Genomic DNA, 25,894 nt, shown 5'->3' with positions numbered 1-25,894 from the left:
CTACGAATATAGCTCTAACATAAAGGGGGTAAAAAGAAATTCCCCCTTCAATGTCACTGCTTTTTCTATTATTACTCATGATTACTTTTTGTGTGATGTACGCTTTTGAATTCCAAATTTGCCTTATTGATCACAAATCACGAACAGCTGTTCGTGGTATCATTTCCAAATGATGAATGGCTGAAGTTCTGTTAGGTCCACCCACGAACAGCTGTTCGCCAATAAGTAGTCCAAATTCGATAACGAAGGTTTTCAATGAACAAACATTTTAGTGTAGATAACTTCAAGGTTTCTTTTGATGTCACCGAACAGGCAGAAAGCCTTATTTATGAAGTCTCTCATCGGTGTCAAGATGAGGCTATTTTCATCGATCTGACGATAAAATCAGAAACGCCAATCGTCTTCCCTGAATGTAAGCTAGATATCTCGTTTCCCTTAGATGATATGCATTCCCTATGGACGCCTTGTCTGCATGGCCATCCTAAATCGATCCGTAATAAAGGGATCCCTGAGATATGGACAAATTTTTCTAGCCATATAAGCCATGTGTCACCTGTGGGCTGTTTTTATAATCTTACTGGCGAAAATAAGGTTGCATTTGCTTTCTCTGATATAAAAAATATTGTCAAAGTTCAGGCTGGGGCATATGAGGAAGATAAGGCTGCGAAAGTTATCATGAGTCTTTTCACCGTCAAAACAGAACCTATGACCGAATATAAAGCCTCTCTCCGGTTGGATAGAAGTGATGTCGATTATCATGAAGCTATCTCTCGCATTACTCAATGGCACGAAGAGCTGCTTGATAATAGCCAGATGCCTGTACCATCTGCGGCGTTAGAGCCAGTATATTCAACGTGGTATTCATTCCATCAAAATCTTGATCAAAAAGAAATTGAAGACCAATGTGAAATAGCTTCAAGCCTTGGCTGTAAGACAATTATTTTGGATGACGGCTGGCAGACCGATGACAGCAACCGTGGATACATGTTCTGTGGTGATTGGGAAGTATCAAACAAGCGTTTTCCTGACATGGCTGAACACGTAGCAAAAGTCCAATCCATGGGGATGAAATACATGCTTTGGCTCAGCGTTCCATTCGTGGGGCAGGGCTGTAAAGTTTGGGACGAGTTTAAAGATAACCTACTTTTCTATAGCGAGCAGAACGCGACAGGAACTCTGGACCCAAGGTACCCTCAGGTTCGAGATTTCCTAGTTTCAACATACTGTCGAGTGGTGTCTGATTACGGCTTGGATGGTCTGAAACTAGACTTTATCGATGAGTTTGATATGACCTACGCCACTGGTGACGCGCTGCTTCCTGATCCCGCTAGGGACACAGAATCTCTACCTGAAGCCGTGGACCGTTTGATGATGAGTGTCCGTGAAGAGCTGACAAAAATAAAAGATGACATCCTAATTGAGTTTAGGCAGCGCTATATTGGCTCGATGATCCGTAAGTACGGCAATATTTTCCGCGTACACGATTGTCCGCATGACTCGATCACAAACCGTGCTGGTATCCTTGACCTTCGATTATTCTCTGGAAATACTGCGATCCATTCTGACATGTTCATCTGGTCGGAATCTGATAGCGTCGAAAGTGCCAGCTTACAGTTCATCAACACGTTGTTCTCCGTACCACAGATTTCACCGAACTTGAAAACTTTGCCGACTGAGCACTTAACAATGACCAAGCATTGGCTCTCTTTTTGGAAAGATAACCAGCATGTTTTATTAAATGGTAAATTGAAATCACGCTATCCAGAAATGCACTATCCAGTTATTGAAGCCAAACTGGGTAACGAAAAGTTGATCACTGTACATGCCGCAATGATTTGTGACGTTTTCAACGATGGAGAAGAACGAGTTACTATCGTAAACGGTGCGATGGAAGAGTCGTTAATCTTACGTTGTAGCGAGCCAACCACGGTCGCAATCTCTGTTTATGACTGTCTAGGTGAAAAGGTCAGCCACATTCCTAACTACACGATTGAAAAGTTAGACGAAATAAAAACCCCAAAATCTGGATACATTACGTTAGATGCTATAGCCGCTGATCAATAACAGTAGGGATAAGTAAACAATGAGTAATGCAATAACGAAGAAGGTAGATTTAACCACCAAGATAAGCTTCGGCTTGGGCGGGTTTGGTAAAGACTTTGGCCTGAACGTGATCAACGTCTTCCTTTTCTTTTACTATACCGACGTTGTAGGTGTTTCAGCAGCATTTATTGGTTCCGTATTTTTAATCGCCCGTGTCTGGGATACCGTTAATGACCCAATGCTTGGTTATATTGTTGCTAAAACCAAGACAAGGTGGGGACGTTATAAGCCGTGGATTTTGGTCGGCAACATCTTGAACGCTATAGCAATCATAGCGATGTTCTCAGCGCACATGCTTGATGGTACGACACAGCTAGTCTTTATCGCTGTAACGTATATCCTGTGGGGAATGACCTACACGATGCTGGACGCGCCTTTCTGGTCATTGGTGCCAACCATCACGCTAGACAAAAAAGAGCGTGAAGGCCTAATGCCTTATCCACGCCTATTCGCAACAGCGGCTAGCTACTTGGCTGGTGGTGCAGGTGTATACCTAGTAACAACTCTTGGTGGCGGAGATGACGGTAAAGGTTACCTGCTATTTGGTGTGATTGCGGCTGTTTTGGCTGTGGCAAGTGCGGTTGTTACGTGCATTTGGACTAAGCAGAATTTTGAAGAAGACCCTAAGGCTGCGGATAGTTTTGATATTAAAGCAGCCCGCAAAGCTATCTTCCAGAACGAACAATTCATTGCGCTTGTTGTAATATCACTGTGCTACAACGTAGCCTTTAATTTTATGAATGGTCTGAACCTGTACTATTTTACGTACGTACTAGGTGATGCAACGCTGTTTGCAAAATCGATGTTGTTTGGCGGCATTGTTGGTGTTGGTTCTTTAATTGTGTTCAAGCCCCTTGTTATGAAGTTGGGTCGAAAAACACTATTTAACATTGCGTTGATCACGCCGATGCTTGCTGCGATAACGCTATTCTTTGCGTCACACGTGGGCACCGATGCCAAATTGATGCTTGCGAGTTTGGCCGGTGTCTTTAACGGCTTATCTTCAGCGATGTTCTGGCTAATCCTGCTGATCATGGTTGCAGATACCGTAGATTACGGTGATGCGAAAAACGATGTTCGTTCAGAAAGTATTCTTTATTCAGTAAACACGTTGGTAAGTAAATGTTCAGGTGCTTTGACCGGTTTCCTTGTGGGAATTGCGTTGACTGTTATTAACTATATTCCAAACCAAGAACAAACAGCAGAAACACTGACTGGTTTGCAGTTTATCTATGTTGCACCAGCGTTCCTTTGTTTGATTTCTTACTTTATTTATAACCGTAAGTATAAACTTAACGACACTGAGCTAGACAACATTCAAGAAAACTTGAAACTTAAATATAGCTGATAAATTTACCATTAAATAAGAAGCCTCTGCGGAGGCTTTTTTACAGAGATATTGTAATGAAAAGAAAATCAATCACCGCATTATTCTTATTGAGTTGCGTGTTTTTTTTCTGGGGTTTTTTAACTGCACTAAATACAGTTTTGGTTCCGTATGCAAAAGAAACATTTGATCTTTCAACAACTCAGTCAATGCTGATTCAAACTGTGTTCTATTCAAGTCCTCTTCTCATTTGTTTGCCAACGGTTAGGTTGATCAGGCTGGTTGGGTATAAGCATTCTTTGATTGGTGGTCTTGGCTTTATTTGCATAGGTGCGCTATGTGTCATTCCCGCGTTATATTCTGAGTCATTTTTGACGTTGTTGGGTGCCATTCTTGTAATAGCCAGTGGTGTTGCGATGCTACAAGTTATTACTAACCCGTATGTTGTTGCTATTGGACCAGTAGAATCTGCCCCGCAGCGATTAACCATTGCATCAACAATAAACTCACTTGGCACAACGGCTAGTCCTTATATTGGCGCCTATGCGTTGTTCTCGTCTTCATCAGTTTTGCTTTCTACCATCATGTATGTTTCTGTTGCTTCGGTAATAGCACTTACTGCCTTGGCTATAGCTATGATCAAAATGGAAGAGCCGAAGGTACGTCACGAACCTGTTGATGGCAGCGAAAATGAGAGTATATTCAAGCATCGTCATTTAGTGTTTGGCATTGTTGCGATTTTTTGCTACACAGGTGCTGAAACCAGTGTTGGAAGTTTCCTCGTAAGCTACCTAACAAGTTATGCGGGATATACCCAAATGGGTGCAGCAAAGATGGTTACACTCTATTGGGGAGGAGCCATGGTCGGTCGAATTCTTGGAAGTTTGGTGTTTGGTAAGATTAACCCACGAAAAACATTGGCAACTAATGCAATATTAGCAATAGTTGTTGCGGTGATGGCAATTGTTAACCCTGGAACGACGAGCGCAATGGCTTTGGTTGCTATGGGATTATTAAACTCTATTATGTACCCGGTCATTTTCTCTCTTGCTTTAGCCAAAGTTAACCACTTGAAAGAACGCGCTTCAGGTTTGTTGGTGATGGCTGGTGTGGGTGGTGCAACCATTCCACTAGTACAAACTTATATTTCAGATACTACCAATATGACCAGTTCATTTTTAATTCCAGCGGTTTGTTATCTGTTCATACTTACCTATTCTATTGCTCTTTATCGACCTGAGTCTAAGCTGCAAACCAGCGAAGAAAAAAAATATGTTTCGATTTAACGTGTTTACCGCGTAGCCTTACAGCCGTTTCATTAACGGTCTTAAGAAAGCGTCTATCGAAATCGACCGTAAGATCCTTGCAGATATCGCTGTATTCGACAAAGCAACTTTCGCAGTGCTAGTTGAAAAATCAAAAGCTGCACAGCAATTAATTACTGTTTAGTTTGATTTTGAAAGGAGAGCTTCAGCTCTCCTTTTTTCGTTTATAAGCCCCAATAGCCCCGCCTTAATAAAAAGCTATTCATACAAGACACTTGATTGACGAACTATCGATTTTTAGGCATAGCTCAATAGCCGTACTGGTGCTTTTAATTGGAAAGCAATCGAGTTTGAGTTTAGTGTAGTTAATTACATCGGCCTAATTAAGAAGCACATAGAATGGTAACAAAGGTACTTGTAACAGGTTTCGAACCTTTTGGTGGTGAGCAGATCAATCCAGCTCAGATGGTCTTATCACAATTACAATCCCCAATATATAACGCCAAGTTTGTACAAGCTGGTGTTTCCCTTCACACGAAAGTACTTCCAGTTGTTTACCGTGACTGTATTGAACACTGCCAGCATGAAATTGATTTATTAAAGCCAGATATTGTTTTGATGCTTGGACAGGCGGCAGGCAGAGATAAAATCAGTTTCGAAAAAGTAGCCATTAATCATGATGATTATCGAATACCTGATAACCAAGGCAACCAACCGATTGATGAGCCCGTAGTGATGGAGGCTCCTGCGGCATATTTTACGACGTTACCAATTAAAGCAATGGCATTGCATGTTTCGTCTGCTGGTATCCCCGCTGAAATATCTTATTCCGCAGGCACGTTTGTTTGTAATCATCTTTTTTATGGTATTAGTCATTACCTCGCTAATTTTCATGAGAAAAAAATCAGGTGCGACTTTGTCCATATCCCACTATTGCCTGAGCAACAACAAGAGCCAACCCAACCTAGCATGCCAATAACAGACATGGTGGAAGGGATCTTTGAGGCGATAATTTGTGCTGCAAGCCAGCGCCATGACCTAAAGGTGACCGCTGGAACAATAAGTTAATTTTCGGACAAGACACATAATGCCACTTCTACCGTGACTTCTTTCACGTTTTTCTGAACACCAATAGTTAATTTATAAATTATATTCTCGATTGATCATATTTTATAAATATAGGTGTACGATAAGTTATGTGCTTCAGAAATTAAAGACTTCTCTTACATTAACCCGAACATAACGTGATTTTTAACGTTTGTGTGAAGGGAGAGGGTACGCATTAAATCTTGCGTATTTTACAGATCTAATGGAAGAGGGAATATTGTGGCAGCACTGAATAGAACATTGTTGGTGGCAGCATATCTTGGAATTATGAATGGTGGTGCTTTCGCTACCGAGTCCTTTGAACTTATAACACCGACAATCGTTGGTGGAGAAATTGCGAACACCTCACAATGGGGTTTTTATACGCAGTTAGTAAGCCGGAATGGAAATCGCTCATTTTGCGGTGCCAGCTATTTGGGCGATGGTTATGTGTTAACCGCTGCCCATTGTGTTGATAACGACTCACCAGATCAGCTAGCAGTTAAAGTCGGCGGGTTTCAATATAACGGTAGCGATGGGCAGCGAGCGAATGTTTCCAATATATACATCCACCCTAGCTTCAATGCGAGTACGCTCTCAAATGATATTGCGATCCTTAAAATCGACAGAGATTTGCCAACGGCAAAACGAGTGGAGATTGCACAAGGAGCGCTAACTCAGTATGCCGCTCCCGGAGACATTTTATCTGTTGCTGGGCTTGGGAGGTTGCAAGAGGGAGGGAGCTCACCTGTGCAGCTAATGGCTGTCGATATCCCTTTAGTGTCTGATGCTGTCTGCCAACAAGCTGGTGGAAGCTACGCCAATGTTGGTGCAGTTAGCTTTTGTGCCGGCACTGCCGCTGGGGGAAAAGACTCTTGTCAGGGCGATAGCGGAGGGCCAATCGTTATAAACCAAGGTGGCGTTATCACGCAGCTTGGCATTGTGAGTTGGGGGATTGGCTGTGCTCGACCTGGTAAGTATGGGGTATACAGTGATATAGCTGAGTTGCGTTCTTGGGTTGACAGTATCATTACCACACCGAGCAATAATGTTGCTGTTGGTTATACAGCATCACAACAGTTGAGCGACTTCGATTTGGGCCAAATTAAGTCGCATCAGTTTGAAATCACAAACATAGGTATGAGTCCGTTTACCGTTAACAATTTCAGTTTAACTGCAGGTGGTGTTGCGACATCTGTTGTTGAGGTATCAGATAGCTGTAGACAAACTCAATTGAATGCTGAGTCATCGTGCTATGTTGCGATTGAATTTTCGGCGGCTTCGGCTGGTCAAGCATCAGTTACGCTAGATTTTACTATCGATCAAACCACGACTACTTACCGTGCCATTGCTGTGGTAAATGTTAGTGATACAAGCACCCCAGACACTTGCGACAAGGTATGGGACACGGGCCAAGTTTACAATAGTGGGGATGTCGTCTTATGGGAAGGAAAGTTGTGGCAGGCGCAGTGGTGGAACCAAGGTTCAAACCCTAGTAGCTCAGGAGAATGGGGTGTATGGCAGCTTACTGACAGTGCGAATTGTGGCGGGTCATTACCCGTACCTCCAACACCAGAGCCAACCCCGCCAACGAGTGGTACACCGTATGTTGCAGGGGCGAGTTACCAATCAGGTGATATCGTAAGCCATAACGGGGCAACATACGAATGTCTCCCATGGCCAAATGGACTCTGGTGTTCGGAAAGCCCCATTTACTATGAGCCCGGTGTGGGGAGTGTTTGGCAGGATACTTGGAAGCAGCTTTAAACGATAGCTAATCAAGAGGCAAGCAAAAATTAAACTAGAGCAATAGCCCGCGTAAGGCGGGCTATTTTGAGTGTTAAGCGATTTTAACTAGCCGTGGTTTTGATGCATATACTATGCGTTGAACTGTAAGTGTTATCCCGATCATGACTAAAAAGAGCAGGCTGAAAATTAATAGCTTTGAATTCAGTATATTTTCAAAGGCTGAACTTGTTGGGTTAAAAGATCCCCCTAAACTGATAAGAACGTTTGAATAGCCTAAAATAAACCAGCATACGGTGGTACTACAGACGACGGTAATATGCTGGCGAATTAGCTCATGGACTGTGTTATCTATCTGCTTAAAAGCATGCAAGGCTAAACAATAGCCTATCACCGCACATATGACAGCGGTACTAACGACGATCAGAGAGTTGGCATCGAATCGCAATGTATTGTCGGCGGTTTGCATAGTGAAAAAAAACAACCAATAAGCATTCAGTATCATTGCTGATTCACGATATTTGCTAATTATATTGTGGTTAATAAGCAACCTGTATATTTTCCTGATAGTAAAATATAAAACCAGATTAATAATAAACATGGCTGGTGCTAAGAAGCTTTGTAGTGCAACACTATTTGCTTGTTGGCTCATCATTTCAGGAACTCGATAATAGCCTATCATCCAAAAAGCCGTACCTTGCATTATTTGGATGATGCCGTGATTTAGATAAATTTCACCGCTATGAGTGCCTACTTTACTAATTATTGATGGTTTATGTGCATTGGGTGAGCGGATTGCCAAACACACAAGCGATAGAGTGAGCGGAATGGTTGAAAGGTAATAATCAGCAATTTTTCCGCCATGCGATTGGATTAGCGTTAAGCCTTCCCATAGCGATGTCATCATGAAGAGCACACTTGCCACCAGTAAATACTGCCACTTTATTTTTCTTAGCTTATCTTGCCATTGTGGTTTAGCGAGGTGGTAGCCCAGAGAGACATAGAACAGGGCAAAAAAGAGGGGATCGCGAGATTGGTTGAGTATGTTGTGAGTTTCATCGAAGAGTTCGAAAGGAATAATGTTTTGGTAGCCTTGTCCCGTTAATCCTAACAGATGTAATACTGATGCAATAGCAAGTAACGCTGTTGTCTGTTTGCTACGGACGGCAAGGAATAAAACGCCAACTGAAATGGAAAGAGCCATTAAAAACCATAGAATTTCAGCGCCCCAAGTCCCAAGATAGAAAATGCTACTAAGGCTTCCTGAACGCCAGTCATCACGACCTATACCAAAGGCTAATAGATAAACCATTGTCCAGCTGATGTACATCAACAGCAGTTGGCCAAGGTATTTTTTTGTATATGGCCAGCCACCATCTTGGACTTTATGGTAAAAGAGAAAGCCTGCGATAACAAAAAATATCGGAACGGCAAAACGCGCAGCAATATTAAAGCTCAGGTAATATTGATTATGCTCAATGCCAGCAAAATAATAGAACACACCATAGTGAATAAAAAATATAGCTAAAATAGACAATAATTTGAGGCTATCAAACGTATAAATCCTTTTCATCGAAGCTCCCTATATATCGATAAACGTTAAGTGAGCAAAATAAAGTGTTAGCTTGTATCTCTCTTGGATAAAACGGACAAGTTTTTAAAATCTCGAGGCGTCAAGCCTGTAAATTTTTTGAATTGTCTAATTAAGTGCGATTGATCGTAATAACAGTGGGATTGATAGAGTGCATCGATACCTTGATGTTCGATGATCTGAATGCTGGATTGAAATCGGACGATGTCCGCGTATTGTTTTGGGGTCATGTCCAAGTTCTTTAGAAATAGACGACGTAAATGCCGGCTGCTAACTCCTCGTTCTCTCGCCCAATGCTCGTTAAGATCATTATTCCCAAGCGCATTTTTTATTGATTGGAGTGCCGATAAAAACGGTCTTTGGTTATGGCTATCAGTGATCGTTTGGCATTGCAGTTGTTGGGTAACCCAAAGCTCGACCAGATTCACTTTTTGTTGGAATTCTGGTTCATTGTTTAGTGCTATTTCAAGATGATTTAATGGGCGGGAAGATAAATCAGACCATGATTGGATTTGTTCATGTTGTTTAATTTCTACAGGAATAAAGCGCTTACGCATTCCTGGCATAAAAGTGATACCAAAGAGTTTTGCTGGGCCGATTATTTGCCGTTTTAATGGAAACATGGCGGGCAAACAAAGATGGCCAAAACTGCGGTTAGGAATTGTGATGCTGACAAGGTGCTGGCAAGTATCAGGTATCGCTGTATAGTCAAAAACTCCCGCTGGAATGGAGACCTCCCAACAGCTTGAAATATACGGCCTCAGGACAGGGTTTAACAAAGCCCATTGATGTTTACCTTCCCCTAGCTGCAAAGGTTGGTAGAAGGGTAGAGACGAAGAGGATGTAGGCTTCATAGGTTCAGTGACTAAAATTTTTTGTCATTTATGAGTATTTAATCGCTATTTAAGAGTCAGGTCTGTATCGCTTAGTTACTTTCATGTAATTTCATTAGAAACCTTGTTTTCACTCGTGAATTTCTCCCCTTTAATATTCTGATTGCAATGATGTTAACCCGAATCTGTTTACTATTCTCGTATTATGCATCTAGTGGCTAGATAATGACGTCATTTGTAAACAAACTGAGGAAAGGGGATTATTTTCGTTCAATTCAGTTCTTTTCGTGCGATTGGATTTGGATTTAGACGCATGTTTCTTTAGTATGTATCGTTACGTGAATTTATATCTCCCTAATGGACGCCACCTGTGGGTGGATGAGGAAACGATGCAACATCTAGACGAGATTATTGCCAACGCAACGGCAGCTATTGAGCAGGCTGATTCATTAGTCGCTCTGGACGAAGTCCGAGTTCAGTACCTAGGTAAAAAGGGTCACTTAACCCTTCAACTACAACAGCTAGGTAAATTACCACCAGAAGAGCGCCGCACTGCTGGTCAAGAAATCAATAAAGCAAAGCAAGCCGTTCAAGCATTGCTAGTGGCTCGTAAAGATGCCCTACAGCGTGCAGAACTAGAAGCAAAACTTGCCGCTGAAACGATTGATGTGACTATGCCTGGTCGTCGTATCGAGAACGGTGGTCTACACCCAGTAACTCGTACCCTTGAGCGTATCGAGCAGTTCTTTGGCGAACTTGGTTTTACAACTGAAGCTGGCCCAGAAATCGAAGATGCTTTCCACAATTTCGATGCATTGAACATTGCTGAAGATCACCCAGCTCGTACGGATCACGATACTTTCTTCTTTAACCCTGACTTGATGCTTCGTACTCATACTTCTGGCGTACAGATCCGTACGATGGAAAACGGCAAACCGCCTTTCCGTTTCATCGCTCCAGGTCGTGTATACCGTAACGATTACGATCAAACGCATACGCCAATGTTCCACCAAGTGGAAGGTATGCTGGTTGATGAAAACGTAAATTTTGCGCAGTTAAAAGGCGTGCTTTACGATTTCCTAACGAACTTCTTTGAAGAAGAGTTAGAAGTGCGTTTCCGCCCATCGTACTTCCCGTTTACTGAACCTTCAATGGAAGTAGATGTTAAGCGTAAAGACGGAAAATGGTTAGAAATTTTAGGCTGCGGTATGGTCCACCCTAACGTACTTCGCGCCGTAGGCATTGATCCTGAAAAATACTCAGGATTTGCGTTTGGTATAGGTATCGAGCGTTTAGCGATGCTTCGTTACGGTGTTAACGACTTACGTTCGTTCTTCGAGAACGACTTACGTTTCCTAAAACAGTTCAAGTAATTCAAGGGTAGAAACACAATGAAATTCAGCGAATCATGGCTTCGTGAGTGGGTAAGTCCTTCAGTTACAACAGATGAATTAACACACCAAATTACAATGGCAGGCCTAGAAGTAGACGACGTTCTACCTGTAGCCGGTTCATTTACTGGCGTTAAAGTGGGTCAGGTTGTTTCTTGTGAACAACACCCAGATGCTGACAAATTGCGCGTAACCAAGGTCGACGTCGGCGCTGAAGAGCTACTAGATATCGTGTGTGGTGCGTCAAACTGCCGTCTTGGTATTAAAGTTGCTGTTGCAACTGTTGGTGCCGTACTGCCAGGTGATTTTAAGATTAAGAAAGCAAAACTACGTGGTCAACCATCACACGGTATGCTTTGTTCTTTCTCTGAGCTAGGTATCGATGTTGAGTCTGATGGCATCTTAGAATTAGCTGAAAGCGCAGTACTTGGTACTGATTTCCGTGAATTCCTAGGTCTAAATGACGTAACGGTTGATGTTGACCTAACAGCAAACCGTGCTGACTGTTTCAGTATTCGCGGCCTTGCTCGTGAAGTTGGCGTTCTAAACCGTGCAGACGTAACAGAGCCTGCTGTTGAAGCTGTTGCTCCGTCAATCGACGACGCTGTAGCAATCGAAGTTAAAGCTTCTGAAGCTTGTCCTCGTTACCTTGGCCGTGTAGTTAAGAACGTGAACGTGAAAGCGGAAACACCATTATGGATGCAAGAAAAACTGCGTCGTTGTGGTATTCGCTCTATCGATCCTGTTGTTGATATCACTAACTTTGTTCTTCTAGAGCAAGGTCAACCAATGCACGCATTTGATCTTGCAAAGATTGAAGGTGGCATCGTGGTTCGTATGGCAGAGCAGGGCGAGAAACTGACTCTTCTCGACGGTACTGAAGCAGAGCTAAATGCTGACACACTAGTTGTAGCAGACCACACTAAAGCACTAGCAATCGCTGGTATCTTCGGTGGTGAAGAGTCTGGTGTAACAGGTGAAACTAAAGACGTACTACTTGAGTGTGCATTCTTCGCACCTGATCATATTCGTGGTCGCTCACGTAGCTACGGTCTTCACACTGATTCTTCTATGCGTTTTGAGCGTGGTGTGGATTTCGCACTACAACACAGCGCAATGGAGCGTGCAACACAGCTTCTAGTTGAAATCTGTGGTGGTGATGTTGCTCCTGTTGTTGGCGTTGAATCTGAAGCAGATCTACCTAAGCCAAACACCGTAGCGCTACGTCGCACTAAGCTGGATAACCTACTAGGCCACCACATCGCTGATGCTGATGTTGTTGAGATCCTAGAGCGTTTAGGTCTTACTGTTGAAACAGTTGCTGAAGGTTGGACTGCGACAGCACCAACATGGCGTTTTGATATCGCAATCGAGCAAGATTTGATTGAAGAAGTTGGCCGTATCTACGGTTACGACAACATTCCAAATCAATCACCTGTTGCTGCACTAAGCATGAACGATCATAAAGAAGCGAACTTACCGCTTAAGCGTGTACGTGATCTTCTTGTTGATCGTTGTTACCACGAAGCAATCACTTACAGCTTCGTTGAGCCAGAGCAGCAAAAATTGATCGTTCCTGAAGTTGAGCCGCTAATTCTGCCGTTCCCAATTTCAGCTGATATGTCAGCGATGCGTCTTGGTTTAATCCAAGGCCTATTAAACACTGTTGTTCACAACCAGAAGCGTCAGCAGCCTCGTGTTCGTCTATTCGAATACGGTTTACGTTTCATTCCTTGTGAATCAGCAGAAAACGGCATGCGTCAAGAGCCAATGCTAGCAGGTGTTATCGCTGGTAACCGTAGCGATGAGCATTGGGACATCGAAAGCAACACTGTTGATTTCTTTGACCTTAAAGGCGATCTAGAAGCGGTGCTTGAACTGACTGCAAATGATGTTGCATTCGGCTTCAAGCCGGCAAAACACCCAGCACTTCACCCTGGCCAAACAGCTGCAATTGTTGTTGATGGCAAAGAGATTGGTGTTATCGGTACTGTTCACCCAGAACTAGAACGCAAGTTTGGTCTTAACGGCCGTACAGTTGTGTTTGAACTTGAGTGGAATGCAATTAATACTCGCGTACTACCTGAAGCCGTTGCTGTTTCTAAGTTCCCTGCAAACCGTCGTGATATCGCCATCGTAGTAAACGAAGATGTTGCTGCTGGTGATGTTGTAGCAGCTTGCCGTGCAAACGGTGGTGAATTGCTAACGGGTGTTAACCTGTTTGATGTTTACCGTGGTAAAGGTGTTGAGGAAGGCCAGAAGAGCCTTGCTATTGCACTATCACTACAATCTGTTGAACGTACGCTAGAAGAAGCTGATATTGCTAATGCAGTAGAAGCAATTGTAGCAGCACTCGCTGAAGGTTTTGGTGCAAGTCTACGTGACTAATTGAAGTACTTCTCGAACGAATAAATGTCGAGAATACCGTAAAACAGTAAGTTTTTAAGTTATTGTTTTATAAAAGCAGCCAGAAATGGCTGCTTTTTTTTGACCTGAATCTAATAATTATAACTTTCTGATATATAGAGATAATTTCTGATTATCATTTAAATATTAGAGTTATATGCCATATTTATGCTATTTAATAGATTAAATCATTACTTTTTATGCCTTCTAAGCACAACTAGGTGCATGGAATTGACTGTTTTCGGTTACCAATAATCAATAATTTGACAACAAGTTAACGTAAAAAAGTTGGCGGAAATCAGCAAGTTGGCTTAAACTTGACTCTAGTTGAGATTGAGTGCGTATTTAGTCGTTTTATTACGTCAAATACGTGCTTCTAATCTTACTTCACTAATTCGCTGTAGTCATACATTCCGTGTGGCTGCAATCCGTTCAACATAGTCTTGAGGGAATTATCTATGGCGCTCACAAAAGCCGATTTGGCTGAGAACCTGTTTGAGAATGTTGGATTAAGCAAACGGGACGCCAAGGATACGGTGGAAGTCTTCTTTGAAGAAATTAGGAAAGCGCTTGAATGTGGCGAGCAAGTTAAGTTATCAGGTTTTGGTAACTTTGACTTACGCGACAAAAACGAGCGTCCAGGAAGAAATCCTAAAACGGGTGAAGATATTCCAATCTCTGCTCGCCGTGTTGTTACTTTCCGCCCGGGTCAAAAACTGAAAGCACGCGTAGAAGATATCGAAATCGAACAGTAATCGCTTCTGCTTCAGCAAATAATATAGAACCCAAGCAAGATGTGTAGAACTTGCTTGGGTTTATTTTTTGTATTCTACTCTGCTATCTGCTATCTGCTATCTGCTATCTGCTATCTGCTATCTGCTATCTGCTATCTGCTATCTGCTATCTGCTATCTGCTATCTGCTATCTGCCACGTTTTAATTACCTTATTTAACACTTCATATAACAATTAAGTTACAAATATTTGACTCTACGATATAGTGTTGATGGTGGAATCACCCAATATTTTGCTTTGGTGGTGCTAGATTAACAGGGAGACGTTAAATGAGCATGTTGCAGCAAGTGAAGGCAGGAAACTTTCTAGAAGCTACATTAAATTCAGAAATGGTATTTGAGTCAGGGCAGTGGATTACGGCATCAGGTGCTCAATGTGAATTGCTAGCCAGAGGTGTGTTACAAATAACGCCAGCACAGCCTCTAGAGCATGAAAAAAGTATTGTATTATCTTCGGGTGTACATGGTAATGAAACAAGTCCTATAGAGCTAATACAACGCCTTGCTCGATGTATCTTACAAAGTGACGTAACTCCTCGCCACCGGTTACTGCTGATTATCGCTCACCCTGAAGCAATAATTAATAAAACCCGTTTCATTGATGAAAACATGAATCGCTTATTTCAAACTCGAAATGAAGAACGAAACATTGATTGTATTACTGCCAATCACCTACAGGATGCAGTGGATCATTTCTATTTATCTTCACCAACGAACCGCCGGTGGCATTTAGACCTGCATTGTGCAATTCGAGGTTCAGCACATTACACGTTTGCGGTTAGTCCTTACACCGTTAATCCGACGAGAAATATTGATCTCTTTACCTATTTGCAGGTAGCAAATATAGAGGCTGCATTACTTTCTAATACACCGTCATCAACATTTAGTTGGTTCAGTGCAGAATTTTATAGCGCTCAGGCTTTAACGTTAGAGCTAGGCCGTGTAGCTGATTTTGGTGAAAATGACTTAGAAAAATTAGAAAGCTTCTATCAAGCGACGGTGAAATTGATCACCCAACCATCTGTTATCGATAAATGGACTGATGGCGCTGTAAGTATTTATAAAGTCACCCGAACGCTAATAAAGCATTCAGAGGCATTTAGATTTAACTTCCCTGATAACCAAGCGAACTTTTCTTTTTTTGAGCATGGCAAGCAGTTAGCCAGTGATGATAAAACCGAATACTTTGCACTAGAAGGGGGAGAGTCAGTTGTTTTTCCAAATGTAAATGTAGCTATAGGCCAACGCGCGTGTTTACTTGTCCAAGAAAGCAAGGTCAACGTCGTTGACCAAGTGACAATCATTCCTAATTAGGCTCGGATGTCAGGTAAATCAGAATAAAATATCCATCAATATCACAAAGCCCACACTTTATATGAGTGAACTACTTCTCAATAGACGCATTAGTCATGCATAGTAGCGAACAGCCGTAATAAATGAGAGCCTGAAAATGCCAACTAAAAATGATGAAGCGTCAAAGCAAATACTGTCGACAAAAGAGCGAATGCGAAGTCAAAAAATCTATATGTGTGATGATGAAGACTTGATGGCAGAACAAGAGCAGTGCTTAGAAATACTCTATGACTTTAATCATACCCGTCCGTCAGAAGGTAAAAAGCGTGCCGCGATTTTAAATGACTTGTTGGCTGAAGTTGGTGAAGGTTGTTATATCGAACCGCCTTTACGGGCGAATTGGGGCAAACATACCCATTTAGGTAATCATGTTTATGCCAATTTCAACTTAACCTTAGTGGACGATACCGATATTTATATTGGTGATCATGTCATGATTGCACCAAATGTAACCATTGCCACCGCTGGTCACCCAATAGACCCAGATCTTCGTCGGCAAGTTGCACAATTTAATATTCCTGTTCATATTGGCAATAATGTTTGGATTGGGGCGGGAAGTGTCATACTACCTGGCGTCACTATCGGTGAAAATACAGTAATAGGGGCGGGAAGTGTGGTAACAAAAAATATTCCAGCCAATGTTGTCGCGGTTGGTAACCCATGCCGTGTGTTGCGTGAAATCAATGAGCGAGATAAAGAATACTATTATAAAGACTTGAAAATAGATCTCTAACATCATTAAACAAAAGAAGTTGTTGATAATCAGCCGCATTCTTTGTCCTGCTGACTTTTCATTTGAGCAGTCAGACGGTATGGTAAGGCGTCTATTACTATTGTGCTTTTTCCATGCTGTTAAATGAACTTCTGTCACATCGAAAAGCGAGGTGGCGTATTGGCTTCACCTTTGCCAGCGTCGCTTTACTCATCGCTTGTTTCTTATCTCTATCCGTCGGTGAAATATTCATCTTGCCATGGATGCCTGAAGGTTTATTAGAACAACAGCTATTAGTCCAATTAAGGTTACCTCGCTTACTCGCAGCATTAGCTATTGGTGCGTCGCTCGCTGCTTCTGGAGCCGTATTACAAGTATTGCTGGGTAACCCCCTCGCGGAACCAGGCGTATTGGGCATTTCTGGTGGTGCCAGCTTGGCTTTGGTCATATTAATGTTTGCTCTGCCTTTTGTACCAAGCCCTATGCTAACCATGGCTGCAGCCATGATTGGTGCATTGTGTTTTACTTTGGTGTTGGTTGGGCTCTCGCGCCGTCGGAAAGTATCTACTGCTCGTTTATTACTGATAGGCGTAGCTTTGGGTATTCTTTCTGGTGCCGTAGTAACGTGGGCATTCTATTTTAGTGATGACCTAAGCTTACGCATGTTGATGTACTGGCTGATGGGCAGCGTTGCAGGGGTCAGTTGGGCACAGTTGATTCTATTACTCATTGTCACGCCAGTATTGATATGGCTTTGTTTGCAAGGCAAGAAGCTTGATTTGTTGATGCTAGGCGAGAACCAGGCGAAACAATTAGGGCTTAACGTGTCTTCGTTTCGTTGGCGTTTAATTTTAATCGTATCAGTATTAGTTGGGGCATCTGTTGCTCTCGGTGGCGTTATTGGTTTTATAGGGTTGGTTATCCCTCACTTACTGCGCTTAAGTCTAGGTACAGAAAACCGCTACTTACTACCACTGTCTGCAATGACTGGTGCATTGCTGTTAGCACTGGCCGATACACTTTCTCGAATTTTACTGCCGTCGGCTGAGTTACCTGTTGGGGTTGTTATCACCAGCATTGGGGCACCAGTATTTATTTGGATGCTACTCCGCTCGCATATTGATTAAATGAGGCTGAATAATGACCCAAAGTGAAGAAAGTAAGCCTGTTGTCATTTCGGCAAAAAATTTGTCAATGCCGCCACGTTTACTACCTGTTTCGTTTGAGGTTAAAGAAGGGGAAATTGTTCACCTAATTGGCCCAAACGGTAGCGGTAAAAGTACCGCTATTTCCATGCTGTCTGGGTTAGTTGAACCGGAAGGCGAAGTCATACTCGCAGGTATTCCGCTAAAAGAATACGACTTACAAATGCTGGCGCAATTTCGTTGTTATCTTGCCCAGCAGGATAAGCCTGCATTTTCAGTCGGTGTATATCATTTTTTGTCGTTATCATTATCAGCACTTGGCGAGCTAGATACCGATAAAATACAGCAAGCACTGGATGAGATATGCGGCGCGTTGAAGATATCAGATAAGCTAAACCGAAGCATTCAGCAGCTATCGGGTGGTGAATGGCAGAGAGTTCGGTTAGCGGCAGCGTGTCTGCAGGTTTGGCCAAGTTTAAACCCCCACGCTAAATTATTGTTACTGGATGAACCGGCTGCAGCACTCGATATCGGACAAGAAGCAACCATGTATAAGCTAATTCGGCAGATTGCGAACAAAGGTATTGCGGTTGTCATGGCAAACCATGATCTAAATCGAAGCTTAAAAGAAGCTGATAAAGTCCTATTATTAAATAATGGTTCATGTGTGGTAAAAGGAAAACCTGAAGTTGTAATGACAGTTGAGACATTAGAGAAAGTATTTGCGACCCAAATACAAAGAATTAACCATGATGGTCAAGCCTGTTTATTATTTACGGATTAATCTTCTACTGCCTTCACTAAGTATTTTATCGCTTGAGCAGTATTGTTTATATCAAGCTAGCTCAAGATTTAAGGAGAATAAATGCACATTCCTAGCTGGGATCTTTCAATTGCATATCAGGATCTGGATGATCCAAAAATAGACCTTAATCTAACAAACGTAGCGCAGCGACTTGTGCAGTTTAATAGTCTAACCACTGACTCTATACCAGATCTGGCGAATGCTCTATCATTGGAGCACGATCTCTCAATTATAGTCTCGACAGTTTCTAATTACGCCAATTGCATTCTTTCTGTTGATGCTACGAATGTTCCAGCTAAGCAACTTTCTGGGCGAGTAGATAAGCTTGCTTCTGAGCTTGAGCAAGCTTTCAATCCTTTCCTGCAAGCAGTAATTAATCTCGAGACAACAGCTTACGAAACGCTTTTAGCTGGTGAGGGTTTATCGCCATACCGCTTTCAGCTAGATCGCGAGCGCTTATTGAAAGATCAATTGCTATCAGTCGAAGAAGAGCAATTACTGTCAGCAATGAATATTGATGGCCGAAATGCCTGGGGGCGTTTATACGATAACTTAACAGGAAGCTTAAAAGTTACCTTGGCACTTCCTGATGGGAGTCGTGAAATAGTAGGGCTTTCTCAGGCGGCAAGTTTATTGTATGGGCCAGATTCACTACGTCGCGAACCGGCATGGAAAGCAATTTCTGAGGCGATGACGACACATCAAGAAAGCTTCGCGGCTATTTTGAATGCACTAGCTGGTGGGCGTTTGACTGAATATGAAAAGCGGAGCCATACAGCACCGGTACACTTTTTATCACCAGCGTTACACCAAGGGCGAATCGATAACGCAACGCTCGATGCAATGATGGCGACAGCAAAAGCGAATCGTTCGGTCGGTCAAAAAGCCGCTCTGCAAATGGCTAAGCTCTTTGGTACAAATAAACTGAAACCATGGGATGAAATGGCATCTATGCCTGCACCAAAAGGTACAGAAGGGCATTGTTATAGTTTTGAGCAAGGTATCGAGATTATTCGAGATGCATTCGCGGATGTTGACCCTGAGATGGCTGACTTTGTCGATATGATGGTTGCGAAAAAATTAATAGATGCTGCGCCTCAGCCCAATAAACGGTTAGGGGCATTTTGTACTAAATTTGCCGATAGCCGTACGCCGTTAGTGTTCATGACATGGGGCGGCAGTATGTCTGATGTTTTGACGCTAGCCCATGAATTAGGCCATGCATTCCATAATTGGGTGATGAAGTCGATCCCTCGCCAACAATCGAGCTATCCGATGACACTGGCTGAAACGGCCTCTATTTTTGCCGAGAACGTTGTACGTGACGCGTTAATGGAAAAAGCGCAAAGTGAGCAAGATAAATTACAAATGCTGTGGGAAGAAGCCCAGTCGGCACTTGCTCTATTAATCAATATTCCAGTACGTTATGAGTTTGAGAAAGCATTTTACGAACAGCGTCAGGAAGGGGAGTTGACGCCAGAGCAGCTTAAAGCATTAATGGCTGAAAAATGGCAAGCCTGGTATGGCGATGCGATGGAAGAAACCAATGACATGTTTTGGGCAAGTAAGCTGCATTTCAGCATTGCTGAAATTAGTTTCTACAATTACCCTTATTTGTTTGGATACCTTTTCAGCAAAGGTGTTTATGCCCAGCGAGAAGTTAAAGGTGATTCATTCTATGACGACTATAAAGCATTATTACGTGATACAGGCTCGATGACCGCGGAAGAGGTTGTGGAGAAACACTTAGGAATGGATATTAAGCAGCCTGAATTCTGGCAGCAAAGTATCGACATGGTTGCAAAGCAAATTGATGAATTTGAACAACGGTTAACTCAATTAAAAAACTAGCCTGAAAGTTAATGTTAATTGATGCAATAAAAACGGCCTGACTCATTTTTATAATTGTCAGGCCGTTTTTTATATTAGATTTAGCAATTAGAAGCTGTAACGAGCACCTAGTTGGAAGTTTGTTTCTTTCTCAACCATAGTATCTATACGAGAAGCGTTATTATTGAAATCCATATAAGATAAGTTCGCTTCAATGCTCATGTGCTCAGAGACTTTTACATTGTTGCCAAGGCGAAGCTCATACATTGTGTCGTCATACGCAGCCATACGAACAGCAGGTTCAATCATCCAGCGATCCATTACTTGGTAGCGAGCACCAATTTCAGCCGTCAGGCCTGAGTCATCATGACTCCCACCGATTGTACCTACTGGGGTATTTACGTCTAGGTCGTAGCGGTAGTTTGAGAAACCAGCAAGACCATAAACGGTTAGGTCATCATTGATTGGCATGAAGTAGCCAAGACCCATTAGGCCATTTGAAAAAACCATATCATCGGATGCTGCTGCATCACCACGGAATTCAAAGAAAAAGTTATCGGTAAAGTTCCAGCTACCACGTAGGTATAAACCTGCAGCACCATCAGTCGTGCTACCGCTAAAATTATTAAAATTAGCAGAGGAAACAACGTCATTACTGAACTTACTGATTTGAAGGCCACCAGAGATGTAATCAAAGTTCTGCGTCATGCTTGCTGGTGCTGCTTGTACAGCAAAAGTTGAGGCTAAAATGGTCGCAAGCGGTAGTAACATTAACTTTTTCATTCTATATCCTAATTGTATTTATAATGGTTATGTATGGGGTGTTATTATCACCCTGCTCGATATTGTGGAGCGATGGTACCCCCATTAAAAACACTGTGCAATAGGTAAATGTACAATGTTTTGTATTTTTGAGTTTGAGTGCTCGTTTTTTGAACGGAAGCGAAGTTATGCTTGTGAAGAAGCTGTTTGGTAGGCTAATAATACGAATTGAAAATTATATTCACTTTAATTGAACTTGTGCCTCCTTAAACTGACTAATCTTTGCTAGCAGTATTAATGTGTCCAAATCATGCCAAAACGATCGAACAAAAATAAATCACTATTACAACGTTCTAATTACTGTTTTGTATTAGTACTGTTCATTCTTGTCGCTTGTATTCAAGCGAATAGCAATGTTTCATTAAGCAACCTTGTATTTTCTCCGGTTTCTATAAGTACCGATTATCAACAATCAATTAGTGGTGAAGAACAAGTACAGTCAGGTGAGTGCCGAAGTACGGAGAATCTGGTTCGTATTAATGCCTCGGGTGAATGTGAAAAACCGATTGTCCAGTTTATTGGGATAATTACCCCTTTAGCCGTAGTGACCGGTTCATTATTACTATATATTAATAATCTTCCCTATATTAAATTCGCTATTAGGCGTTTGCACCTTCGGATATGTGTGTTTCTTGAATGAGTTATTGGTTGATTTGCTAAAAAATTAATCTTTATTTATTACAAGGAAATACACTGTGAAAAAATCATTTATTGCAGCGGCTGTTGCCGTCTCTTCACTTGTTGCAACACCAACTGCTTTTGCTTCAAATTTAACGACTCAACAGCAAGACAACCTGAGTCAAATTGAGGCTTTACTAGAGCAAAACCCTCAGATTATTGATGGTTTGCTGACGAGCTTAAATATGTATGTTGATCAGCAAAACAAACAAGGTGACATGCTGTCCCAATATCATGATTGGATATACAAAAACCCAAGCCATTCGACCATGGGTAACGATGATGCGACGCTCACAATCGTCAATGTAACTGACTATAACTGTCCGTTTTGTAAGCGCTTAAACCCAGTACTTGAGCAACTAGTAGAAGAGCAGCCGGATGATATCCGCGTGGTTAATATCTATGTCGATTTCCATGATGAAGATGTCGACGCTTTAGGTGGTACTTCATCTGCAGAGTTCGCTTTGAATGTCTGGGCTGAGCAACCAGAGAATTATGGGAAAGTTCATCAAATGTTATATCGACGACCACAGCAGCATGACTATAGTTCGCTAACACGTATTGCCGAGGCGACAGGGACAAAAGATAGTCTGAAAAGACAAAATGTCACTAATGAAATGGTCGAAAAAAATCATCAAATGTTTACTGATATTGGTATTAGTGGTACTCCTGGTATGATCATCGGTAACGAGGTTATTTCTGGTTATATGCCAATTGAGCAGTTGCGACCGATAGTTGAAGAACTACTTGCGCAGCATCAAAAGGAAAGCATAAATTAATATATGGTGCTTCTAATTACGTCATTATTGATTATCAGATGTAATTAACTCAATGATCTGCCGGTACTTAATTCGGCAGATCATTATTACTTATACCTGCGAAGAAATAGTGAATAATTGATTACGGACAGCCAATATTAAGCCATAACTCGTGGTGATTATTTGGGTTTATTTATTCCTCGTGGTAATGAATTTGGTGGTGCACGGGATAAACTGATGATTATATCGAGAAGTGCAAGGAACTATTTTCTCCAATACTTGACTAATTCTTGCTACTTATTTTTTTGACGTATAATACATGCCAACAATTTTCTATATTAACAAGCATTTAAGGCGAAAAGCGAGTTATTGCTTAGTGCTGGTTCTATGCGTCACAGCTTTATGCAGTCAGGTTAACCGCTCAATCACGTTAGTTGATAATGGACCGATTGCTGGATATCAAGAGGTTGTTAATACACCAGATGATCTCGTTTCTGGTTTATGTACAAGTGCAAAAAAATTACTGCGTTTTCATGTCTCATCTGACAGTGAAACGTCTAACATAGTTCTGTTTATTGGCAGCACGCTAATGTTAGCAGGGCTAGCGAAGTTAATTGTTCGCTTATTACAATTGTCACCATCAATAAGGGTGACAACCAAGCGTCTACACCTTCGGCTATGTGTGTTTCTGGAATGAGTAATCGGTTAGATCTTAATCAAATATAACTATTAATTATTACTAGGAAATACAAAGTGAAAAAAACTTTTATGGCTGCTGCTATTGCGGCCGCATCATTGCTTGCGACAACAGTGTTCACGACGACAACGGTTAATGCTGAATCATTAACGACACAACAGCAGGGTAACCTGAAAAAAATAGAAGCCTTGTTGACCGATAACCCACAGCTGATCGATGGCTTACTAACAAACCTGAACATGTATCTTGACCAGCAAAATCGTCAAGCAGACATAATGGCGAACTATCAGGACTGGATCTTCAGTAATCCAAGCCATACCACAATGGGTAATGATGATGCCACGCTGACAATTGTGAATGTGACGGATTATAACTGCCCTTACTGTAAGCGTCTTGATACTGTTCTCGAGAAACTGACAGAAGAAATGCCGAATGATTTGCGTGTTATTAATATCTACGTACCGTTGAAGCAGCAAAACGTTAAAGGGTTAGGAACAACGTCGGCAGAGTTTGCTCTTAATGTATGGCAAGAGCAACGTGACGCGTATGAGCAAGTACATCAACTGTTAATGCGCAAACCGCAAAAGCATGATAAGAACTCACTTACTCGTATTGCTGACGCAACAGGCACGCAAGTAAGCCTAGAGCGCCAGCAAGAAACCAGACAAATGGTTGATAAGAACTACAAGATGTTTACTGACTTAGGTTTGCGGGGAACACCTGCAATGATCATTGGTGATGAAATTATCGGTGGTTATTTGCCAATTGATCAATTAAGGCCAATGGTTAAAAATCAGATTAAGCAGCTGAAAGCTCAAAAAGAGAGCTAACCAGTAGGTCGAAATACTTCATGTTCTTTTAATGGGCCAGAGAGTGATCTCTGGCCCATTTTTTTTGGAATTAAGCTATCAAAAAATACCCATAAATATAGTGTATATATTTCTCTTCTCCATTATCTATACAAGTTTTTTAGACACTTATGCCTAGTAGGTATTGGTGTGCTAATGAAAATAGAGAAGGAGTTAAGTTGGCTATGTCTATATATGAGCCGGAACAGGCCGCAAAATTTTTATATCGTGCAACCTTTGGTCCTAAAAAAGGGGATGTGGAAGCGTTCCTCGAAATGGGCGTTGAATCTTGGTTGGATGATCAGTTTACCCGTAATCGACGTAAACACCGTCCGCTTGCGGAGTCGTTTGCGAATGCCAGTGGTGATACGATAAACGAAAATGCACGATTAAGTGCTTGGTGGGATCGAAGCCTGAATGCTGGCGATCAATTAAGACAGCGTGTAGCGTTTGCATTAAGCCAAGTATTAGTTGTTTCAAACAGTGGTGGGCCAAATTCCGAAGGTTTAGTTGAATACTATGACTTGCTGTTAAAACATGTTTTTGGAAATTACCGAGATTTGCTTGAAGCGGTAACACTAAGCCCTGCGATGGGGAAATATTTAACGTTGGAAGGTAGCCGCAAGGCCGATCCGGTTAAAAACACTTTCCCTGATGAAAACTATGCCCGCGAAGTGATGCAACTCTTTAGCCTTGGGCTGTGGAAACTGAATAGTAATGGCCAAGCAACCTTAACGCCTGAAGGCGATCGAATTCCGACTTATAGCCAAAAAGATGTCGAAGAGTTGGCAAAAGTACTTACCGGCTGGCGACGTGACACCTATTTAAAGCCAATGTATGCCGATGATAATCGTCATGACTTTAGTGAGAAAACCGTTCTTGGTCAGGTATTCCCTGAAGGCCAAACACCTGAGCAAGATCTATCACAAGCGATTGACTTACTTGCGAACCATAACAATACCGCGGTGTTTATCTCAACACTGCTGATTAAGCGACTTACTGTCAGTAACCCACGACGCAGTTATATTAAACGCGTTGTCGATGTCTTTAAGGATAACGGTCAAGGTGTTCGGGGGGATTTACAAGCCGTGATTACTGCCATCTTGCTTGATGATGATGTCTTGAATGGTAAGGCCATGGCTGATCATCAAAGTAATGGTTCGAATAGCCGCAACTTCGGCAAAGTAAAAGAGCCTTTAGTTGCAATGGCAAACTTATGCCGTGCGCTGAATGTAAAGAGTAATGACGCCGATCGTTGGTGGGATTTTGCCGCAACACAGAGTAATTACGGTCAAGCACCGCTAAGAGCATCGAGTGTTTTTAACTTTTACGAGCCTGACTATTCACCGAAAGGTGAAATTAATGATAAAGGACTTGTTGCACCAGAGTTTGCTATTTTATCGATGGATGTTGTTCGGCGTATTTCTAATCGTATGTGGGTGGCTATTTATTCACATGATTCGACTGATCAAAAGAAATGGTCGTGGAATCGTTCTGAATTTGAAAGAAACATTAATAATCCAGACGCGTACGTAGCCTTACTAAATACCCGTTTATTTGGTGGTTTAATGTCGTCAGAGTTATCTCAATTCTTGTATGAAATGTTACTTGAGCTTACCGCTGAAAATCGTACCGATGATCGAAAAATTGAAAGCACCTTGTTTGCTGTTCAGTGTTCACCAGAATTCCGTTGTCAGGAGTAACCA

Annotated in this window: 20 protein-coding genes and 1 pseudogene; 18 read left to right on the top strand and 3 right to left on the bottom strand. The window is 42.1% G+C overall.

The genetic code is table 11. The features are described 5' to 3' along the window. Positions 1–255 precede the first annotated feature (255 nt). The 6 genes and pseudogenes from L4D78_RS21450 to L4D78_RS21425 all read left to right on the top strand — a co-directional run bounded on the left by L4D78_RS21450 (position 256) and on the right by L4D78_RS21425 (position 7,548). Positions 256–2,064: a glycoside hydrolase family 36 protein gene (locus L4D78_RS21450; protein WP_428468804.1), complete on the top strand. Its 1,809-nt coding sequence runs from the start codon at positions 256–258 to the stop codon at positions 2,062–2,064. A gap of 19 nt (positions 2,065–2,083) precedes the next feature. Beyond that, a complete protein-coding gene (gene melB / locus L4D78_RS21445; protein WP_428468803.1) occupies positions 2,084–3,451 on the top strand; it encodes a melibiose:sodium transporter MelB in 1,368 nt (455 codons plus the stop codon). A 56-nt stretch (positions 3,452–3,507) separates the two neighbouring features. Further along, on the top strand, positions 3,508–4,716 hold the full coding sequence (locus L4D78_RS21440) for a sugar MFS transporter (protein WP_428468802.1): 1,209 nt from the start codon (positions 3,508–3,510) through the stop codon (positions 4,714–4,716). Positions 4,717–4,735: 19 nt separating this feature from the next. Continuing rightward, positions 4,736–4,879 (top strand): annotated as a pseudogene (locus L4D78_RS21435) (50S ribosomal protein L20); the annotation flags it as partial. Between the two features lie 215 nt (positions 4,880–5,094). Continuing rightward, positions 5,095–5,763: a pyroglutamyl-peptidase I gene (gene pcp / locus L4D78_RS21430; RefSeq protein ID WP_428468801.1), complete on the top strand. Its 669-nt coding sequence runs from the start codon at positions 5,095–5,097 to the stop codon at positions 5,761–5,763. Positions 5,764–6,069: 306 nt separating this feature from the next. Continuing rightward, a complete protein-coding gene (locus tag L4D78_RS21425) occupies positions 6,070–7,548 on the top strand; it encodes a trypsin-like serine protease (RefSeq protein WP_428468806.1) in 1,479 nt (492 codons plus the stop codon). A 73-nt stretch (positions 7,549–7,621) separates the two neighbouring features. Here L4D78_RS21425 and L4D78_RS21420 read toward each other — a convergent pair whose 3' ends face one another. Further along, a complete protein-coding gene (locus L4D78_RS21420; protein WP_428468800.1) occupies positions 7,622–9,100 on the bottom strand; it encodes an acyltransferase family protein in 1,479 nt (492 codons plus the stop codon). Positions 9,101–9,147: 47 nt separating this feature from the next. After that, positions 9,148–9,972 (bottom strand): helix-turn-helix domain-containing protein, encoded by an 825-nt coding sequence (locus L4D78_RS21415; protein ID WP_428468799.1) that lies wholly within the window; start codon positions 9,970–9,972, stop codon positions 9,148–9,150. 368 nt (positions 9,973–10,340) lie between these two features. Here L4D78_RS21415 and pheS point away from each other — a divergent pair, with 368 nt between their 5' ends. The 8 genes from pheS (at position 10,341) to L4D78_RS21375 (ending at position 20,406) form a co-directional block, all read left to right on the top strand. After that, the gene (gene pheS, locus L4D78_RS21410) at positions 10,341–11,324 is read left to right on the top strand and encodes a phenylalanine--tRNA ligase subunit alpha (protein ID WP_428468798.1); all 984 of its coding nucleotides are present in this window, start codon (positions 10,341–10,343) and stop codon (positions 11,322–11,324) included. An 18-nt stretch (positions 11,325–11,342) separates the two neighbouring features. Then, positions 11,343–13,730, top strand: a complete 2,388-nt coding sequence (gene pheT, locus L4D78_RS21405; RefSeq protein WP_428468797.1) for a phenylalanine--tRNA ligase subunit beta — start codon at positions 11,343–11,345, stop codon at positions 13,728–13,730. Between the two features lie 476 nt (positions 13,731–14,206). Continuing rightward, positions 14,207–14,503: an integration host factor subunit alpha gene (ihfA, locus tag L4D78_RS21400; protein ID WP_428460867.1), complete on the top strand. Its 297-nt coding sequence runs from the start codon at positions 14,207–14,209 to the stop codon at positions 14,501–14,503. Between the two features lie 307 nt (positions 14,504–14,810). Continuing rightward, positions 14,811–15,854: a succinylglutamate desuccinylase gene (locus L4D78_RS21395; RefSeq protein ID WP_428468796.1), complete on the top strand. Its 1,044-nt coding sequence runs from the start codon at positions 14,811–14,813 to the stop codon at positions 15,852–15,854. A gap of 136 nt (positions 15,855–15,990) precedes the next feature. After that, positions 15,991–16,626 carry a sugar O-acetyltransferase gene (locus L4D78_RS21390; RefSeq protein ID WP_428468795.1) on the top strand — a complete coding sequence of 212 codons (636 nt, stop codon included), beginning with the start codon at positions 15,991–15,993 and terminating at the stop codon, positions 16,624–16,626. Between the two features lie 113 nt (positions 16,627–16,739). Next, positions 16,740–17,732, top strand: a complete 993-nt coding sequence (gene btuC / locus L4D78_RS21385; protein ID WP_428468794.1) for a vitamin B12 ABC transporter permease BtuC — start codon at positions 16,740–16,742, stop codon at positions 17,730–17,732. Between the two features lie 13 nt (positions 17,733–17,745). Continuing rightward, the gene (gene btuD, locus L4D78_RS21380; protein ID WP_428468793.1) at positions 17,746–18,534 is read left to right on the top strand and encodes a vitamin B12 ABC transporter ATP-binding protein BtuD; all 789 of its coding nucleotides are present in this window, start codon (positions 17,746–17,748) and stop codon (positions 18,532–18,534) included. 81 nt (positions 18,535–18,615) lie between these two features. Then, positions 18,616–20,406: a M3 family oligoendopeptidase gene (locus L4D78_RS21375; RefSeq protein ID WP_428468792.1), complete on the top strand. Its 1,791-nt coding sequence runs from the start codon at positions 18,616–18,618 to the stop codon at positions 20,404–20,406. A gap of 87 nt (positions 20,407–20,493) precedes the next feature. Here the strand turns inward: L4D78_RS21375 and L4D78_RS21370 are convergent, their stop codons facing one another. Then, positions 20,494–21,168, bottom strand: a complete 675-nt coding sequence (locus tag L4D78_RS21370; protein WP_428468791.1) for an outer membrane beta-barrel protein — start codon at positions 21,166–21,168, stop codon at positions 20,494–20,496. Between the two features lie 734 nt (positions 21,169–21,902). Here L4D78_RS21370 and L4D78_RS21365 point away from each other — a divergent pair. The 4 genes from L4D78_RS21365 (at position 21,903) to L4D78_RS21350 (ending at position 25,891) form a co-directional block, all read left to right on the top strand. Beyond that, positions 21,903–22,664: a DsbA family protein gene (locus tag L4D78_RS21365; protein ID WP_428468790.1), complete on the top strand. Its 762-nt coding sequence runs from the start codon at positions 21,903–21,905 to the stop codon at positions 22,662–22,664. A gap of 298 nt (positions 22,665–22,962) precedes the next feature. After that, entirely contained in the window at positions 22,963–23,340 is a 378-nt protein-coding gene (locus L4D78_RS21360) for a hypothetical protein (RefSeq protein ID WP_428468789.1), read from the top strand. A 56-nt stretch (positions 23,341–23,396) separates the two neighbouring features. Beyond that, positions 23,397–24,170, top strand: coding sequence for a DsbA family protein (locus tag L4D78_RS21355; RefSeq protein WP_428468788.1), 774 nt, complete (start codon positions 23,397–23,399; stop codon positions 24,168–24,170). Between the two features lie 203 nt (positions 24,171–24,373). Then, on the top strand, positions 24,374–25,891 hold the full coding sequence (locus L4D78_RS21350; protein WP_428468787.1) for a DUF1800 domain-containing protein: 1,518 nt from the start codon (positions 24,374–24,376) through the stop codon (positions 25,889–25,891). Positions 25,892–25,894 lie beyond the last annotated feature (3 nt).

This window comes from Photobacterium minamisatsumaniensis, from assembly GCF_050336695.1.
GTDB classification, from domain to species: Bacteria; Pseudomonadota; Gammaproteobacteria; order Enterobacterales; family Vibrionaceae; genus Photobacterium; species Photobacterium minamisatsumaniensis.
This window is presented reverse-complemented; position numbering and strand designations above follow the sequence as displayed.

Excerpts from the sequence above, each read along its gene's own strand:
- L4D78_RS21450 (WP_428468804.1), top strand. The coding sequence starts at position 256 with ATGAACAAACATTTTAGTGTAGATAACTTCAAGGTTTCTTTTGATGTC.
- melB (WP_428468803.1), top strand. The coding sequence starts at position 2,084 with ATGAGTAATGCAATAACGAAGAAGGTAGATTTAACCACCAAGATAAGC.
- L4D78_RS21440 (WP_428468802.1), top strand. The coding sequence starts at position 3,508 with ATGAAAAGAAAATCAATCACCGCATTATTCTTATTGAGTTGCGTGTTT.
- pcp (WP_428468801.1), top strand. The coding sequence starts at position 5,095 with ATGGTAACAAAGGTACTTGTAACAGGTTTCGAACCTTTTGGTGGTGAG.
- L4D78_RS21425 (WP_428468806.1), top strand. The coding sequence starts at position 6,070 with ATGAATGGTGGTGCTTTCGCTACCGAGTCCTTTGAACTTATAACACCG.
- L4D78_RS21420 (WP_428468800.1), bottom strand. The coding sequence starts at position 9,100 with ATGAAAAGGATTTATACGTTTGATAGCCTCAAATTATTGTCTATTTTA.
- L4D78_RS21415 (WP_428468799.1), bottom strand. The coding sequence starts at position 9,972 with ATGAAGCCTACATCCTCTTCGTCTCTACCCTTCTACCAACCTTTGCAG.
- pheS (WP_428468798.1), top strand. The coding sequence starts at position 10,341 with ATGCAACATCTAGACGAGATTATTGCCAACGCAACGGCAGCTATTGAG.
- pheT (WP_428468797.1), top strand. The coding sequence starts at position 11,343 with ATGAAATTCAGCGAATCATGGCTTCGTGAGTGGGTAAGTCCTTCAGTT.
- ihfA (WP_428460867.1), top strand. The coding sequence starts at position 14,207 with ATGGCGCTCACAAAAGCCGATTTGGCTGAGAACCTGTTTGAGAATGTT.
- L4D78_RS21395 (WP_428468796.1), top strand. The coding sequence starts at position 14,811 with ATGAGCATGTTGCAGCAAGTGAAGGCAGGAAACTTTCTAGAAGCTACA.
- L4D78_RS21390 (WP_428468795.1), top strand. The coding sequence starts at position 15,991 with ATGCCAACTAAAAATGATGAAGCGTCAAAGCAAATACTGTCGACAAAA.
- btuC (WP_428468794.1), top strand. The coding sequence starts at position 16,740 with ATGCTGTTAAATGAACTTCTGTCACATCGAAAAGCGAGGTGGCGTATT.
- btuD (WP_428468793.1), top strand. The coding sequence starts at position 17,746 with ATGACCCAAAGTGAAGAAAGTAAGCCTGTTGTCATTTCGGCAAAAAAT.
- L4D78_RS21375 (WP_428468792.1), top strand. The coding sequence starts at position 18,616 with ATGCACATTCCTAGCTGGGATCTTTCAATTGCATATCAGGATCTGGAT.
- L4D78_RS21370 (WP_428468791.1), bottom strand. The coding sequence starts at position 21,168 with ATGAAAAAGTTAATGTTACTACCGCTTGCGACCATTTTAGCCTCAACT.
- L4D78_RS21360 (WP_428468789.1), top strand. The coding sequence starts at position 22,963 with ATGCCAACAATTTTCTATATTAACAAGCATTTAAGGCGAAAAGCGAGT.
- L4D78_RS21350 (WP_428468787.1), top strand. The coding sequence starts at position 24,374 with ATGTCTATATATGAGCCGGAACAGGCCGCAAAATTTTTATATCGTGCA.